Source organism: Pseudomonas sp. BS3767, assembly GCF_900099665.1.
Taxonomy (GTDB): Bacteria; Pseudomonadota; Gammaproteobacteria; order Pseudomonadales; family Pseudomonadaceae; genus Aquipseudomonas; species Aquipseudomonas cerasi.
The window spans coordinates 248,459-264,897 of the sequence record NZ_FNCX01000009.1 but is presented as its reverse complement, the minus strand read 5'-3'; the positions used below and the strand labels follow the sequence as shown (position 1 = coordinate 264,897).

11 protein-coding genes are annotated in these 16,439 nt (G+C 55.7%); 5 read left to right on the top strand and 6 right to left on the bottom strand.

What is annotated here, in order from left to right:
* Nucleotides 1-202: 202 nt before the first annotated feature.
* The 3 genes from BLR16_RS23350 to BLR16_RS23340 all read left to right on the top strand — a co-directional run bounded on the left by BLR16_RS23350 (nucleotide 203) and on the right by BLR16_RS23340 (nucleotide 7,080).
* Nucleotides 203-3,208: an autotransporter serine peptidase EprS gene (locus tag BLR16_RS23350; protein WP_092194491.1), complete on the top strand. Its 3,006-nt coding sequence runs from the start codon at nucleotides 203-205 to the stop codon at nucleotides 3,206-3,208.
* Nucleotides 3,209-3,298: 90 nt separating this feature from the next.
* A complete protein-coding gene (locus BLR16_RS23345) occupies nucleotides 3,299-6,415 on the top strand; it encodes an autotransporter serine protease (RefSeq protein WP_074809304.1) in 3,117 nt (1,038 codons plus the stop codon).
* A 374-nt stretch (nucleotides 6,416-6,789) separates the two neighbouring features.
* A complete protein-coding gene (locus BLR16_RS23340; protein WP_003418233.1) occupies nucleotides 6,790-7,080 on the top strand; it encodes a hypothetical protein in 291 nt (96 codons plus the stop codon).
* 52 nt (nucleotides 7,081-7,132) lie between these two features.
* Here BLR16_RS23340 and BLR16_RS23335 read toward each other — a convergent pair whose 3' ends face one another.
* The 3 genes from BLR16_RS23335 to BLR16_RS23320 form a co-directional block, all read right to left on the bottom strand.
* Entirely contained in the window at nucleotides 7,133-7,687 is a 555-nt protein-coding gene (locus BLR16_RS23335) for a BRO-N domain-containing protein (protein WP_074809306.1), read from the bottom strand.
* Nucleotides 7,688-8,687: 1,000 nt separating this feature from the next.
* The gene (locus tag BLR16_RS23325; RefSeq protein ID WP_074809307.1) at nucleotides 8,688-9,257 is read right to left on the bottom strand and encodes a hypothetical protein; all 570 of its coding nucleotides are present in this window, start codon (nucleotides 9,255-9,257) and stop codon (nucleotides 8,688-8,690) included.
* On the bottom strand, nucleotides 9,257-10,723 hold the full coding sequence (locus BLR16_RS23320; RefSeq protein WP_074809309.1) for a DUF6861 domain-containing protein: 1,467 nt from the start codon (nucleotides 10,721-10,723) through the stop codon (nucleotides 9,257-9,259). The genes BLR16_RS23325 and BLR16_RS23320 overlap by 1 nt, the downstream gene beginning before the upstream one ends.
* 368 nt (nucleotides 10,724-11,091) lie before the next feature.
* Between BLR16_RS23320 and BLR16_RS23315 the strand changes: the two genes are divergently transcribed.
* Complete coding sequence (locus BLR16_RS23315; RefSeq protein WP_074809311.1) at nucleotides 11,092-12,645, top strand: McrB family protein; 1,554 nt, start codon at nucleotides 11,092-11,094, stop codon at nucleotides 12,643-12,645.
* Nucleotides 12,642-13,901 (top strand): McrC family protein, encoded by a 1,260-nt coding sequence (locus BLR16_RS23310; RefSeq protein ID WP_074809313.1) that lies wholly within the window; start codon nucleotides 12,642-12,644, stop codon nucleotides 13,899-13,901. The genes BLR16_RS23315 and BLR16_RS23310 overlap by 4 nt, the downstream gene beginning before the upstream one ends.
* Here BLR16_RS23310 and BLR16_RS23305 read toward each other — a convergent pair.
* The 3 genes from BLR16_RS23305 to BLR16_RS23295 form a co-directional block, all read right to left on the bottom strand.
* The gene (locus BLR16_RS23305; protein WP_074809315.1) at nucleotides 13,796-15,244 is read right to left on the bottom strand and encodes an ATP-binding protein; all 1,449 of its coding nucleotides are present in this window, start codon (nucleotides 15,242-15,244) and stop codon (nucleotides 13,796-13,798) included. The genes BLR16_RS23310 and BLR16_RS23305 overlap by 106 nt on opposite strands.
* Complete coding sequence (locus tag BLR16_RS23300; RefSeq protein ID WP_003314561.1) at nucleotides 15,241-15,924, bottom strand: response regulator; 684 nt, start codon at nucleotides 15,922-15,924, stop codon at nucleotides 15,241-15,243. The genes BLR16_RS23305 and BLR16_RS23300 overlap by 4 nt, the downstream gene beginning before the upstream one ends.
* A gap of 260 nt (nucleotides 15,925-16,184) precedes the next feature.
* On the bottom strand, nucleotides 16,185-16,421 hold the full coding sequence (locus BLR16_RS23295) for a hypothetical protein (RefSeq protein ID WP_003434339.1): 237 nt from the start codon (nucleotides 16,419-16,421) through the stop codon (nucleotides 16,185-16,187).
* Nucleotides 16,422-16,439 lie beyond the last annotated feature (18 nt).

Below are 16,439 nucleotides of genomic sequence, written 5' to 3'. Positions count from 1 at the left end.
AATTCAATTATCTCCATATCAAAAAAACAAAAAAACTCAATACATTCAAACGGATATCACTGAACTATATATCCAGTAATGCATTATCCTTATGTACTTAAACTTGTATCAGAATTGAAATAAATCTGTTGCCAAGTGCATAACTGCAGACTATGTTCTGGAATCGCTCAATGAAGAGCCGACCATTATCAGGTGTGCAGGGATGCGAAAGTCCAAGCGTTTGGGTGTTGTCCGTTATTCGTTCAAGCCTGTAGCAACAGGCGCGCTTTGTGCGCTGTCTTTTACGTTTGGCTGCTCGGCTTATGCTGACTATGTCGAACAGGGCAAGCCGGGTGACGCTGCCAGTTGGCGGTCGGCAGAATTCCAGAGCGATTGGGGGCTGGGCCGTATCCAGGCTGATCAGGCTTACGCCGCTGGCATCACCGGGGCCGGTGTCAAGATCGGTGCGCTGGACTCGGGTTTCGACCCGTCCCACCCGGAAGCCACGCCATCCCGCTACCACGCAGTCACCGCTACCGGTACTTACGTTGACGGCTCGCCGTTCAGCATCACCGGTGCCATCAACCCGAACAACGACACCCACGGCACGCACGTCACCGGCACCATGGGCGCGGCGCGCGATGGCGTCGGCATGCACGGCGTGGCGTATAACGCTCAGATCTACGTCGGCAACACCAACCAGAATGACAGCTTCCTGTTCGGCCCCAACCCCGACCCGCAGTATTTCAAGGCGGTGTACGGCGCCTTGGCGGATGCCGGCGTGCGCGCCATCAACAACAGCTGGGGCAGCCAGCCGGCCGACGTGACCTACGCCACCGAAGCCGGTGTGCGCGCTGCCTACGCTCAGCACTACAACCGCGGCACCTGGCTGGACGAAGCGGCGAATGTCTCGCGCAAGGGTGTGATCAACGTGTTCAGCGCCGGCAACAGCGGTTACGCCAATGCCAGCGTGCGGGCGTCGCTGCCGTTTTTCGAGCCGGACCTCGAAGGCCACTGGCTGGCCGTGTCGGGCCTCGACAGCAGCAACGGTCAACGCTACAACCAGTGCGGCCTGTCCAAATACTGGTGCATCACCATGCCCGGTCGGCTGGTCAACAGCACCGTGCCGGGCGGTGGCTACGGCATTAAATCCGGCACTTCCATGTCCGCGCCGCATGCCACTGGCGCGCTGGCGCTGGTGATGGAGCGCTTCCCGTACATGAACAACGAGCAGGCGCTGCAAGTGCTGCTGACCACCGCCACCCAGCTCGACGGTTCGATCACCCAGGCACCGACCAATAGCGTCGGCTGGGGTGTGGCGAATCTGGAACGGGCGATGCGCGGCCCCGGCCAATTGCTCGGCACCTTCGATGCCAATCTGGGCGCAGGTTTGACTGATGTGTGGAGCAACGATATTTCCGATCAGGCGCTAATCCAGCGTCAGGCCGAGGACAGCGCCGAGCAGGCGACCTGGCAGCAGACGCTGATCAACAGAGGCTGGCAGAACGGCGTTGCCAGCACCGCCAGCCAGCAGGATCAGGCCGACTACGCCACCGGCACCGCTCGCGCCGCTGCTGCTGCGCAACGCCAGTATCAGGGCAGCCTGATCAAATCCGGCGCAGGCCGCCTGATTCTCGACGGCGCCAACACCTATCGCGGTGACACGCTGGTCAATGGCGGCGTGCTGTCGGTCAATGGGTCGCTGGTGTCAGCCGTGCAGGTCAATGCCGGCGGCACACTGGGCGGCAATGGCCAGATCGGCGGGCTGACAGCGCGCAACGGCGGTATCGTCGCGCCGGGCAATTCCATCGGTACATTGCAGGTCAATGGTGATGTGACCCTCGAGCCGGGTTCGACCTACGCCGTGGAGCTTTCACCGACCGCCAGTGACCGCATCGTCGCCACTGGCAGCGCTACCGTGTCAGGCGCGAACATGACGCTGGCTCTGGAGAATACAACGCCAGTGGCCTTGAGTTCTGCACCGATCCAAAGCGTGGTAGGTCGCCAGTACAACGTGCTGCAAGCCGCCAACGGTATCAACGGCCAGTTTGGCAGCGTCTCTTCCAACTACGCCTTCCTCGGTGGCCGACTCGACTACGCAGCCACCGGCGTGACACTGAACGTTGAGCAAACCGCCGCTTTCAATAGCGTGGCGCAAACCCCTAATCAGGCTGCCGTGGCGACTGCCGCCGAACAACTCGGCGCCGGTAACGCGGTGTACGAAAACCTGCTGCTTACCCAGAGCGCCGCCTCCGCACGCGACAGCTTCCAGCAATTGTCCGGCGAAATTTACCCGGCTATCGGCAGCGTGTTGATCAACGACAGCCGTCAGGTCCGCGATGCCGTGGGTGAGCGCCTGGGCGCCAGCGTGTTTGGCACCGATGGCAACACTGCCGCACAAGATAACGTCTGGCTCAAAGCCCTGGGCGCATGGGGCAAGACCGACTCGCGCGACGACACCGCCGGTTACACCTCCTCGATTGGCGGGCTGCTCGCCGGTGTCGATGGCAACCTTGCCGATGACACCCGTCTGGGCGCCGTCGCAGGCTACAGCGACAGCTCGTTGAACATGGGCTCCGGCACGCATTCCCGGGCTTCGGTGGACAGCTACCATCTGGGCGCTTACCTCGGCCATGAAATCGGCGCACTGCGCCTGACCCTCGGCGCCGCACACAGCTGGCATCGCATCGATGCGCAACGCGACGTGCAGGTCGGCGGCGCAGCGGGCAAGGAGAAAACCAAACACGACGCACAGAGCACCCAAGTGTTCACCGAGGCGGCGTATCGCATTCACCTGCAACCCGCGACGCTTGAGCCGTTCGCCAATCTGGCCTATGTCCACCTGAACACCGATGGCTTCACCGAGAAGGGCGACGCTGCCGCGCTGTCTGCCGGTAGCGACAACCGTGATGCGGTACTCAGTACCCTGGGCCTGCGTGCCCTGAAGAGCATCGCGATCAGCGACCGCCAGAAGGTCGACCTGTCGGGCAGCCTCGGCTGGCAGCACAACCTGAGCAACACCGACTCCGAACAGCATCTGGCCTTTGCCTCCGGTGGCAGCAGCTTCGCTATCGAAAGCTCGCCACTGGTGCGTGACGCTGCGCTGGTGGGTGCTCATGCCAGCCTGGCGTTGAGCAAAGAGGCGAGGATCAGCCTCGATTACAGCGGCCAACTGGCCAGTCGTGAGAAAAGTCACGGTGTGGGCCTGAGTCTGAACTGGCAGTTCTAAGCAGTACGCAACCCTAAAACCAAAAGAACGACGCGCATGCAGATGCATGCGCGCGGAGATTCGTGCGCGTTAACTAAGGACGGTAGCTTGATGAAAGATGCATTCAACACTCGACACACCTCTGTCAAACCCTTGGGCCACGCCATTCGGGCGATCAATCGCGCCTCCTGCGGCGCGCTCGCCTGCTACCTGGCGACACTGGGCGTGGCGCATGCCGCACCGTATGTGGAAGCAGGGCAGGCGGGCAATGCGGCCAGCTGGCGCAGTGCCGAATTCAATGCCGACTGGGGCCTGGGCGCGATCAATGCTGATCAGGCCTACGCTGCAGGCTACTCGGGCAAGGACATCAAACTGGGCATCTTCGACCAGCCGGTCTATGCCCCGCATCCGGAATTCGACAGCCCCAACAAGGTGGTCAATCTGGTCACCAGCGGCATCCGCGAATACACCGACCCGTATATCCCGGTGAAGGCGGGCGACGCTTTCCGCTACGACGGCGCACCGAGCCTGGACTCCGGCGGCAAACTCGGGAACCACGGCACCCACGTGGGCGGCATCGCCGGTGGCAATCGCGATGGCGGTCCGATGCACGGCGTGGCTTACAACGCGCAAATCATCAGCGCCGACAACGGCGACCCGGGCCCGGAAGACGGCATCGTGCTGGGCAACGACGGCGCGGTGTATCAAGCCGGCTGGAACGCGCTGGTCAACAGCGGCGCGCGGGTCATCAACAACAGCTGGGGCATCGGCATTACCGACCGTTTCAGCAAGGGCGGTCGCGATCCGGCGTTCCCGCACTTCACCGTGCAGGACGCACAAGTGCAGTTCGACCAGATCCGCCAGATCCTCGGCACGCGTCCGGGTGGCGCGTATCAGGGGGCCATCGACGCGGCACGCAGCGGCGTGGTGACCATCTTCGCCGCAGGCAACGACTACAACCTCAACAACCCCGACGCAATGGCCGGACTCGGCTATTTCGTACCGGAGATCGCCCCCAACTGGCTGACCGTCGCCGCCCTGCAACAAAACCCGGATGCCGCAGCGGCCGCCACCACGCCCTACACGCTGAGCACCTTCTCGTCGCGCTGCGGCTACACCGCCAGCTTCTGCGTCTCGGCGCCGGGCACGCGCATCTACAGCTCGGTGCTCAACGGCACCAGCCTTGCAGACCTGACCGTCGGCTGGGCCAACAAGAACGGCACCTCGATGGCCGCACCTCACGTCGCAGGCAGTATGGCTGTGCTGATGGAGCGCTTCCCGTACATGACCGGCGCGCAGGTCGCCGACGTGCTGAAGACCACCGCCACCGACCTTGGCGCACCGGGCGTCGACGCGCTGTACGGCTGGGGCATGATCAACCTCGGCAAGGCTATCAACGGCCCGAGCATGTTCGTCACCGAGGCAGATATTCCTGCCGAATTCCGTATCGACGGCGCCTACGGCGACAGCCAGTTCGTGGCTGACCTGCCAGGCGTCGGTGCGATCGTCGATGCCGGCAAACCGACGCAGCGCACCTGCACCGGGCCGCAATGCGGGCTGGATGTGTGGAGCAACAACATCTCCGGCCACGGCGGCCTGACCAAACAAGGCATCGGCACCCTGGTGTTGAGCGGGGCCAACAGCTACAGCGGCCCGACGCTGGTCAATCAAGGACGCTTGGCCATCAACGGCTCGCTGGCCTCTGCCGTCACCGTCAATAACGGCGGCATTCTGGGTGGCAACGGTAGCGTCGCGTCGCTGACCGCCAACCGTGGCGGCACAATTGCACCGGGCAACTCCATCGGCACCCTGCAAGTGGCGGGCAACCTCAACCTGGCACCGGGCTCGACCTACGCGGTTGAATTCTCGCCCACTGCCAGCGACCGCATCGTGGTCGGCGGCACCGCGACCGTAAGCGGCGCCAACATGGCCCTGTCCCTGGAAAACGACAACGCAGCACTGCTCAGCAGCAACCAGACCCGCAGCGTTCTGGGTCAGCAGTTCAACGTACTGCAAGCGGCTGGCGGCATTCAGGGTCAGTTCGGTTCGGTGACGGATAACTACGCATTCCTCGACGGCAACCTGAATTACACCGGCACTGGCGTAACCCTGGCCCTGGAGCGCAATGGCGACAGCTTCGCCAGCGCGGCGCAAACGTCCAATCAACGCAGCGTGGCCCAAGCCATTGAGCAACTGAGTGCGGGCAACTCCGTCTATGAGAGCATCATCCTCAGCCAGGACGCCGCCAGCGCACGCCGCGCATTCACCCAACTGTCCGGCGAAGTGCACCCGGCCATCGCCACGCAATTGATCAACGACAGCCGCCAACTGCGCGACGCCGTGGGTGACCGTCTGCGCGTGGAAGGCTTGTACGACCAGCCAGCATCGGGCACTGAAGATAACTCGGTGTGGGTCAAAGCGCTGGGTGCCTGGGGCAAAAACAGCGGCAGCAGTGACAGCGCCAGCTCGACCTCATCGCTGGGTGGCCTGCTGGCAGGCGTCGACGGCCTGATCAGCGAACACACCCGTTTGGGCGTGATGGCAGGTTACAGCGACACCTCGCTGAGCCTGGGCGACGACACCCACTCGCGGGCCTCGGCAGACAGCTACCACCTGGGCGCCTACATCGGCCACGAACAGGGCGCACTGCGCCTCACCGCAGGCGCGTCGCACAGCTGGCACCGCATCGACGTGAAACGCGATCTGCAATTCGGCGCGTTCGCCGATCGTCAGAAGGTCAAGCGCGACGCCCAGTCGAGCCAGGTCTTCACCGAAGCCGCCTACCGCCTGAACCTGCAACCGCTGGCACTGGAGCCATTCGCCAACCTGGCTTACGTCCACTTCGACAGCGACAGCTTCACCGAAAAAGGCGGCGCCACGGCCCTCAAAGGCAGCGACGACACCCGCGACACCGTGCTCTCGACCCTGGGCATGCGCGCCGGCAACCGCTTCAACCTCAACGACACACAAAAACTCGACGTCTCCGCCACCCTCGGCTGGCAGCACAACCTGAGCGACACCTCGTCCGAACAACACCTGGCCTTCGCCAGCGCCGGCAACAGCTTCAACGTGCAAAGCGTCTCAATGGACCGCGACGCCGCCGTAGTCGGTGCCCGCGCCAGCCTGGCCTTGGGCAGGGACGCACGCATCAACCTGGACTACAACGGCTTGCTAGGTGCACGCGATAAAACCCACGGCGTGGGTCTGTCGCTGGATTGGCAGTTCTGATGTGGGATGCCTGCGGGGTGCAGTAGCCCCGCAGGCACTCGGTAATACCTATCGTGCCAATGCTCCGCGTTGGCACGCATCTCGTGACGCTCTGCGTCACATCCAAGCCATCACGCGAATGCTGGATCACTCATAAGTCCAAGCTTCTGCCCGCAGGGCGTAGGAGCAACCGGGGCGGCGATCCGCATTGCTCGCGATATGCCGGGAACCGGCAGCAAAACCTGTGCATGCGGTACATCCTCTGCGAACCAAGTTTCAGGCTTGGCCTATCCATGCCTCCACCAGATCACCTCAATAAACAAAATTTGATGGCCTAATAGCATCATGGTAAAACCTTGCAACAGACACTCGTCTGCACTCGCTAAGGAATAGCCATGAAAAAGACAAGGACAGGCTTCGTCGCCATACTCGCATTCCTCTGTGCCTTCTCCGCAAACGCCAGAGAAGCCCAGGTAACAGACGCCTCAATCGTCAAAGCCATCATCCAGGAATCCATCGACAGCTACCCCGGCAACTGCCCGTGCCCCTACAACTCTGCCCGTAATGGCAGCCAATGTGGCAAACGCAGCGCTTACAGCCGCAAAGGCGGCTACGCACCCATCTGCTACAAGGATGACGTCACCAAAGAAATGATCAACGACTACCGACGCCGCCTGAAAGACTGATCCCACGAGACACAATGGCCGTTACCCACACGGCACGGCCATCACCACGCATTCAACCCAGCCGAGAAGCAGGCAGCACCGCCCGCCACCAGGACCTGCCCAAACTACGTGGCTGCCCCTCAACCTGCATCTGCGGATGCGCCAACAGCATCGGCATATCCCGCAACCGTATCCACGGCTCGCTGTGCCAGTGCAACATACTCACCGACAACCCCGGCCACTGCAGCATGCTCTGGTGCGGCGTGCAGTCATCAAACGGCACCTGCCCATCCCGCAACGCAGGCACCACCTCGTTGGTAAGCCACTGCCGCAACCCACGATTCTCCGCATGGTAGTGATGCACCATCATCGCGTACGCCCCCGACTCACTGACCATCAGCTCTGGCTGCGCTTCGCCATGCAAGTCGAGCGTGATCATCCGGTGCTGGTCAGCATCCAGCTTGCGCAGCGTCCGCTCGTTCAATGGCCAGCCGATCATGCGACCGAGATCTCGGGCACTGAACCAGGGTTGGTTTTCGAGGAGGAGGGCGAGGAGTTGGCGGTTGTGGCGGTGGAAGGGGGTTGGGGTGTGAGGCGTTGTCTGATTTAGGCTTGCGATGTGGGGCATCTAGGTAATCTCTACATTTTTAGCTTTTTGAGAGCTAGGCGTCGGGAGCTAAGAAACCCCAATGTAGAAAAGGCCGGACGTATTCCCCTTGCGGGTCTTGTATTGGTCCACTCCCGACATATCAGAGATTTTAGGACGCGCAGCCGAAGGCCGCAGGTACAAAAAGCCGCATTTTATCGGAAGCGGTCAGGCCGCTACATTTGAGTTTCTTGGGCGTTTCTTAGGCGCGGTGTTAGGGTAGGGCACGCTTTATCGTTGTGGAAGGCTAAATAGTGTAGGACTTTTCTGAAAATATCCGAAGCATCAGCTTGTGGGGCGTAGCCTTCATTTAGGTATAAGGCAAATCGCTGTGATGTGCTGATCTGGTATGTATTCAAGAGGGACACCCAGCCCGGTGATCTCGACCGCTCCGTAGTTATCATCAGTGTAGAAGAACTCTTCGGTCTCATCCAGCTCAAGCCGGGTGTAGGGTAGAAGTTCGGAAACTAGACTCCCAAGTCCTATATCCCCAAGGAGAGTTCCTTTGTAAATATAGTTTTGAGCTGCGTCTCCAGAGAAACTAAAATTATAAATCTTTATAAAGGTAACTCTATCGCTTCTCAATGAAATGGACAGCGCTGGTGTACCTTTGAGTAGTCTGTTTATTACCGTGTCGTCAGAAAGCGAGAATGCGTAGCCACTATCGCCATCTGAATCAGGCTCGTAAATTTCCCCCTTTAGAATTGGAGAATCTCCGAACTAATAGAGCAACCCCTCTTCATCCACCACATACCGAGAGAGCACAGATTTCAATAGTTTTGCACTAGCATACATGGGTATGCCAGCCTGCGATTTACATGGAATGATGGGCGCTTTCCATGAGATTTTAAAGTCTTCATTTATCATCACATTTTTAGCTCTGCTCTATTGATAGAATATCGCGCTTATGGTGGTTTTACCTTTTTTACTATCATGATATGGTTTTGTAGTGGGCGTAAATGATGGTTTAAAGATTCGCATCTTATATGGCGGGTGCAGGTATGATGCATATGCTAGTGATTATCTGATCGGGTTGGTCTTCAAGAGAGGCACTCCATCCTCCTATTTCGACTTGTCCATAGTGATTATCTGTATAAAACCATCCTAGACCATCGTCGAATTCCAAATCTGTAAGCGGTAGAAATTCAGATACTTTACTGCCTAAAGTCAGTCCGCCGGGTAGTGCTCCTTTGTAGATAAAGTCCTCCGCTGAGTCACCAGGAAAGCTAAAGTTGTATACCTTGATGATAAAAACCTTTCTATTTTTGATCGCGATTGATAAAGCAGGTAATACTTTGTTGCTTATGTCTATAATGTGATCGTCAAGAAGAAAAAATTTGTAGCCGCCATCGCCGTTTGTGTCTATTTCATTCTTTGTTAGTCGGAAAATAGGTGAGTTTTCAAATTGATATAAGTTATTTTGCTTGTCGACTATATATTCGGCGAGAGAGGACTCTACCAAGTCTGCGCTGATGTGAAGTGGTATACCTGCTAGTGATTTGCAAGGTATGATCGGAGCGCTCCACGAGATTTTAAAGGTTGAGTCTGACATTATTCTGGTATCCATGTATTGTTGGAAGGGTTGAAAATTACCTTTTGCCCTTCAGGATTTAAATATACAGTATTTTTATCGTAGATTACTTGTCCTTTGCCGAAAAATGTTGGCCTGTATGTGTTGGGCTCTACAATTTTTATTTGGCTGCCGTCGTTATAAGATATTTTATAATATTCGCCAATGTGGTCTGAATCAATTTGTTTTCCGACAGTTGAAGGGCTGTATTGGATTTTCTTTATCCCTGTAGCACTGCCTTCAATTTCAAATATTTGAGCATTCTGAGATGAACCAGCCCTAGGGGGAACATCAGTCACTGTTGCGCCATCCATAGTAAACGACTGCTTGATATCCTCTATCGTTTTTCCCCAAATACTTTCAGGTTTGTCCACGATGTTTCGAGGTATGCCTGCCTGTTTAGCCAGATCTTCACGCAAACCGTCTCTGGCGAGAGCGGAGGTTGCCGGAATTTCATCCAGCATCTCTTCTAGATGCTTCGGCTTCTCGTAGACTGGTTCAGGTATTGGCTCGGAATTTTTGACCATGTCGTTGCTAGCGGTTGACGGTCGGCCAATGCTGTCATATTTGGGCTCTGCCTTTTTTAGCGGCGTTGATTCTGTAACCCGCAATTCTGGATGAGCCAGCAGCTTCTGCTCATTGCGAGCCAACCAACCCGCAATTTGTTTATTAGTCATGTCCGCTTGAAGCTTTGCGCTACGTGCCGCAATGCCATCCAGGCTGCCTACGACCCCTGCCTTGATCTGACCTCGTGTGATGTAGGTAACAATGGCAGTCAGTAGGAGCATGACTAATTGCTCCTGACCTCTGGCAAGTTGCCCTGCGGCTGCGTCTATACGCTCATCAATCAACCACGCAGAAGCGCCTGTGGGATCTAGCCCCGGCGGTTTGACACCTTCCTCTGCGTTCCAGGCTGTGACCATGCCTTCATAAAGGGTTGCGAGACAAGCTGGGAGGCCTTGATAGAAATAATCAGCGATGGCTGAAAGCCCCATGCCCAGCAGAATCAGGTTGCCGACCTGTAAGCCTATGCCGCTGCCTGCTATGGCTCCTGGTACAGCGCCCGCTCCGAACGCTAGCGACCCAGCGGCACCACCAACAAGAGTCCCGACGGCCACGCTGCCGCCCATAATCATGGCGACCTCTTTGACCAGTTGCAGCAAGACAGGAAGGATTTCCGTAATGTCTATGGAAGCCCATTTGCGCATCAGATTTAGCTGGATGATCGGATAGGACTTGGCCATCGCCAACTTCACCGATTCGATGCGGTTTCCGCCGATACTGCCGAAGGCCAATGTGGCCTCGTTACTGACTCGTCGAGTGAAACCGTTCCAACCATCGAAAGCGCTTTCCCAGCCTTGATCGAAAGACTGATTCAGATGGTTGAATTTGTTATCGAGGGTTCGCTCGATGTCGTCCCATTTGGGGACGTTGGCTAAAAGATCCATTCACTCATCCCTGTCCTTGAAAAAGGTAAGTCCCGAGTCTCGATCCCTGAGCCATCGAATTCTAACGTGCCCGATAAGGTTTCGGGTGACACCATTTTTCTCATCAGAGTAACGAACAGCAATGATGTCAATAAGTCATTATTCGTGATCGTCAGAGGTGTATGGACTGCTGTGCCTTGAATTATCGGCGTTTTTTCTAAGCATTTCGTTTGAAAAGTTTTTCGGTGGATCATCAAAAAAGAGACGTGGCGCACCTTCGGTGGACTGCTTGCGTGTCTCATCCAGAACGGTCGCTCTCGGGGCTTCGCTTTACCCATGCTGACAATCTAGATACTGTTGTCGGACTTTTCCTACAAGGACGTTCGGCAATGCCTTCGCTCAATCAGATTTTCTTCGGTCCGCCCGGTACGGGGAAAACCTACGCCACAGTCGAAGCGACGTTGCAGATCCTTGATCAGCCTTTTCTTGCTAAGAATGCTGGTAGCCGATCAGCGTTAAAAGCTCGGTTTGACGAGCTGCTCGCAGCAGGCGACGTGCGCTTTGTGACCTTTCATCAGAGCTTCAGCTATGAAGACTTTGTTGAAGGGCTTCGCGCTACAACTGACGAGCAAGGTCAGATCCGTTACGAAGTGGTATCTGGCGCCTTCAAGAGCCTCTGCGAGTCAATTGCGAGTGAACTGAGCGGAAAATACCGAGCATTCAAAGTCGGTGATCGTTACGGCACAGGCTATAAGGTAATTCGAGCGAATGACTATATTATTGAGTTAGAAAAGCCAAAAGGCAAAAATTTTGGCCTTGCTATGAGTCTACTTAATGCTCTGGCTGATGATGTTTCTCAAGGTGTACTGAGTGTTAATGACTTGAGTACAGGTAATTGGGAGGAAAAACTACCGAACTCTACTTATGATCCTTACTTGGTCAAAGGCTATCGCAATATCGTTCCCGTATTGATTGAGCACATGCTCAGCAAGCGAAATGAAGATTTCCGGACGGCAGAGGTCGCTCAGAGTGAACGGCCAAAAGTGCTGATCATTGATGAGATCAACCGAGGCAACGTCTCGCGCATCTTCGGCGAGTTGATCACCCTCATCGAACCTTCCAAGCGTGCGGGCGCATCAGAGGCTCTCGAGGTCACGCTGCCTTACTCGAAAGAGCGCTTCAGCATTCCCAGCAACATCCACTTGATCGGCACCATGAACACATCTGACCGATCATTGGCCGCACTTGATATTGCCCTGCGTCGTCGTTTCACGTTCATTGAGGTGCCGCCTAATCCAGAGCTTCTTGAAGACATAGAGGTTGATGGCATCGCTATCGACGAATTGCTCAGTGTGATGAACCAGCGCATAGCCGTCCTGCTCGATCAGGATCATTGCCTGGGGCACGCGTACTTCATGCCTCTTGAGAGCGATCCGACATTGGAGCGCCTGGCAGGCATTTTTCGAGAGCAAATCCTGCCGCTACTTCAGGAGTATTTTTTCGAAGATTGGCAGCGTATCCAATGGGTCCTCAACGACCAACGCAAAGCCCCAGAAAATAGGTTCTTGATCCAGCCGAGCCAAGACTTCAGTGTGCTGTTTGGAGATGCCGTCACAGTGGGGCAGAACAACGAGCGTTGGGAGTTGAATCTGCCTGCATTCAAGAATATCGAGTCATATCTGGGCGTGATCGATCACAACCTGAGCGTCAGCGCGCCGCTGGAAGCCAAAACCGTCAGAACGGAAGGCGTAGACATACGACAAGCCGCCAATGGCAGTATTCAGGTCTATCGTGAAGGCCAGCAGGTCAAACCTGCCAAGCCACATTTGCGAGAGATTGCCAGCAAACATGGTCTGTCTATTACATCAGCATCGGGCATCACGCTGAATACTCGGGACCTCGGGCGCAAGATCATTAAATTCCTGAGCGAACAGCAAAGGTGAAAACCACCGTAACGGTCCGGGAATATGCTCGGCTGACAACCGGCGATGTTCTCAGCCCAACGCTCGACGTAGCCCAAGTATCGCCCTCAGCTTTTGACTGGCTCTGCGAAACCAGTTCACGCTTTAGCAAAGCGGGTACCGCACTGGTTCAAGTCGAAGGCCGCCGCTGGCTTAAACTCGATAATTACGTTGGCGCGCTGGAGACACCCTGCGGTACGCGTATCGAAATCCTGCCTAAGCATTTTGAACAAGGCGACTGCATCCAGCAAAGCCGTGCGCTGCTCAGGCGCATGATTCAGAAGTCACTAGACCTACCTACACGTAAGGTCGGCGCAACCGCATTACAGCGTTTCGATGCGCCGTTGACCGAATGGGTAATGAGCAGCTTTCTGGAAGCGCTCGACCACCTCATCAAGCGCGGCCTTCGCTTCGACTACCAACGTGTCGAAGAGGAGCAGCGTTATCTGCGTGGCCAGCTCAATACTGCCCGCCAAATGCGCCAACCTCCTGGCCGACAGCACCACTTTCAAATTCGTCACGACGTATTCCTGCCCGATCGGGCCGAGAACCGCCTTCTCAAAACAGCGTTAGATACCGTTTGTAAAACCACTCAAGACCCCAGTAACTGGCGTCTTTCCCACGAACTGCGCTCACTGTTGCTAGAGATCCCAAACAGCCGAGACACCACTCAAGATTTCAAGCAGTGGCGTCACGACCGGCTCATGGCCCATTACCAGCCTGTAAAACCGTGGTGCGAACTCATCATCCAACAGCAAACACCGCTGGCGGTTGCAGGCGAATGGCAGGGCATGAGCTTACTGTTCCCGATGGAGAAGCTGTTCGAGCGCTACGTGGCTGCTTGCCTTAGAGATTCACTGCCGCCAGACGCTACGCTATATACGCAGCGTAGCGGTGAGTACTTGTGCACTCATCAGGGCAAGAAGGTCTTTCAGCTACGGCCCGATCTGATGATTACTCAGGGGGAGAAGAGCTGGGTTCTGGACACCAAATGGAAGCGGCTGGACAGCGAGCTGGGTGGCAAAAATTATGGCCTGAGCCAGACTGATTTTTATCAGTTGTTTGCGTATGGGCAGAAGTATTTGAACGGGCAGGGGGATCTGGTGCTGATTTACCCGAAACGTGCTTCGTTTCAGGAGGCGTTGCCGGTTTTTGAGTTTTCGGAGGGGCTGCGGTTGTGGGTGGTACCGTTTGATATCGAGACAGGATGTTTGATATCAGGCGTGCTGCATTTATAGGTCTTTTCGTAACTTTCCCCTTTGGCGGGCACCAAAGGCATGCCTAGCGCCACCTCGAAATACTGACTGGTGGTTGTGAATTTTATTGTGCACCCGCATCTCTCGACTATAGCTTGCACGATGGCGAGGCCAAGACCGCAGCCAGTACTTGAGCTACCGCGCCAAAATCGCTCGGTCAGGAGATGAATATTATCTTGTGACATCTCAACGCTCACGTTCTTAACCGTCACCAACGCGAACCCGCTATCGTCGGTCACACTAACGACCACCTGCGTATTTGCTGGGCTGTGGCGCAGCGCATTATCAAGTAGGTTGCGAAGCGCAGCCACGGCAAGTACGGCCGGCATATCCAGGCACGCCAAGGGTCTTACAAACTGAAAGGTCTGAACTATCCGCTCTGTGCTGGACGTTGCATCCTGAACAGCTAACGAAACGACCTGTTCGACACCGCATTGACTTCCATCATCAAATGACAGACTGCCTTCAACCCTGGCCAACAGAAGCAATTGCTCAAGCGTGCTATGCAGACGATCAGTACCTTGCTCGGCTCGGCTCAACGCCAAGCACTGCGCGTCCCCTGAAGTCATTTGCGCAACCTGCAAATGGGTCTTAATGGCCGTCAATGGACTACGTAATTCATGTGCTGCATCACCCGTCAGGCGGCGTTCACGCTCGATTGCCCGGCTGATACGCATCAACAAGTGATTTTGAGTTTCCAGCAAAGGCTTTAACTCACAAGGAAGCATCTGAAGGTGCAGTGGTTCAAGGGAGTCGATGTTGCGCTTTCTCAATTCGTCGCGCATACGATTGAGTGGCGCCAGGCCCTTACCTATTCCCAACCAAAGCGTTGCGACGCAGGACAAAAGCGCTACCAATACTGGCATTGACGCTGATAGCAGGACAGAGTGATTCAGTTGCTCACGCTCTTGCTCGCGGTCAGCCGTCGTGATGCGAACGTCGTCCTGCACAAGCGTGAAACTTCTCCAATGCTCTCCATCAATCACTTGGTCATAAAAACCACCGCTGGGACTGGCGATGACAGTGCCAGTATTGCTGCGGTTACTTGCCAAAATTTCCCCGCGCAACGAACTGACCTCACACGCCATGCCATCGGGGATGCCCAACTGATCGGCGCTGAAATGAGCCCCGTGATCTTTGCTGGACAAAGGTTGAGGCAACTGGGCGACCAAACCCGCAACCATTCGTGCTGATGCCACAAGTCGCTGATCCAGTGAGTACATCATTTGGCTACGTACATCTTGGAACATCCAGGTCGCAGCGAGTGTCCAGACCGCGACAAAAGCAACACCCAGTATCAGACTTAAGCGTAAACGCAGGCTCACGAACAGCAACTCTGGAGTGAAGAAGCAACGCCTAGTCGATACCCTGAGCCTCTAACCGTCTCGATGATTTGCCCTCCCAATTTGCGCCTTAGATGAAAAATATGGACATTAAGTGCATTGCTCTCGACCTCATCAGTGAACCCGTACACGCTATCTTTTAGTTGCTCAAGCGAGAGAACACGCCCTGGATTGTTCAGGAGGGCCAAAAGCACTGCTTGTTCACGACGCGAAAGGTCTATGGCAGTGCCAGATAGCCAGGTTTCCCGCGTACTGGGGTCGTAAGTGAGAATGCCATGTTCGATGTGGTTTACCGTTCGTCCTGCAACGCGACGAACCAACGTATGTAATCGAGCAAAGAGTTCCCTAAGGTCGAATGGCTTTACCATGTAGTCATCAGCTCCAGCGTGGAGCCCCTTGACCCGATCATCCACGTCATCACGTGCGGTCAAAATCAACACCGGGATGTTATGCCCTCGACTTCTTAAGGATCTCAAAAGGCTGATACCGTCTTCATCGGGCAACCCCAGATCAAGAATCATCACGTCAAACTGCGCCGCATCTAAGATCGCATGAGCCGCAGAGGCTGAGCCAACACGGTCAAGGTTAAGGCCTTGAGCATGCAAACCAGCGACGATGCCACTGGCAATAAGCTCGTCATCTTCACAAAGCAGAACGTGCATTGGTGGACCCTAATGGAGGAAAGAATTACACATAGAACGCATCGGAGCCGCTACGGTCTGCGTTCACGAAAAATAACTATGCCTGATGTTGCAGATTGCCTGTCTGACTGAACGTTTATTTCTCAACAGGCAGATGATTGATACAGCTATGTTCATATCATCCGCCCCAAAAAAACAGGCTGAGCGTTATCTTCAATCACTTTAAATATTCGAGCCCTCATCAACGTCAGTGCGTTGGCTTAGGCAGTGGAAAACATTTTTCAATGGATTGGCTTTTCTTCAGATTTTGACACATATTTATGTTTGATTGATGAGGTGACAGCCGATTTCTCGTTGTGCTTTTTGTCTTCAGGCTCCGCAAGTTTCTCACGTGCTTGCTGACGCTCAAGCGCTCTAGCTTCTTGGCGTTTTTGCAACATATCAGCGCCGTCTTGAGCAAAAGCGGCGCAGCAACACAGACTAAGAAACGAAGCCAAAACCAGCGTCGGCGTTTTCATTAATACATTCCTCTCGGG

Excerpts from the sequence above, each read along its gene's own strand:
- BLR16_RS23340 (WP_003418233.1), top strand. The coding sequence starts at position 6,790 with ATGAAAAAGACAAGGACAGGCTTCGTCGCCATACTCGCATTCCTCTGT.
- BLR16_RS23325 (WP_074809307.1), bottom strand. The coding sequence starts at position 9,257 with ATGTCAGACTCAACCTTTAAAATCTCGTGGAGCGCTCCGATCATACCT.
- BLR16_RS23350 (WP_092194491.1), top strand. The coding sequence starts at position 203 with ATGCGAAAGTCCAAGCGTTTGGGTGTTGTCCGTTATTCGTTCAAGCCT.
- BLR16_RS23315 (WP_074809311.1), top strand. The coding sequence starts at position 11,092 with ATGCCTTCGCTCAATCAGATTTTCTTCGGTCCGCCCGGTACGGGGAAA.
- BLR16_RS23335 (WP_074809306.1), bottom strand. The coding sequence starts at position 7,687 with ATGCCCCACATCGCAAGCCTAAATCAGACAACGCCTCACACCCCAACC.
- BLR16_RS23320 (WP_074809309.1), bottom strand. The coding sequence starts at position 10,723 with ATGGATCTTTTAGCCAACGTCCCCAAATGGGACGACATCGAGCGAACC.
- BLR16_RS23300 (WP_003314561.1), bottom strand. The coding sequence starts at position 15,924 with ATGCACGTTCTGCTTTGTGAAGATGACGAGCTTATTGCCAGTGGCATC.
- BLR16_RS23345 (WP_074809304.1), top strand. The coding sequence starts at position 3,299 with ATGAAAGATGCATTCAACACTCGACACACCTCTGTCAAACCCTTGGGC.
- BLR16_RS23295 (WP_003434339.1), bottom strand. The coding sequence starts at position 16,421 with ATGAAAACGCCGACGCTGGTTTTGGCTTCGTTTCTTAGTCTGTGTTGC.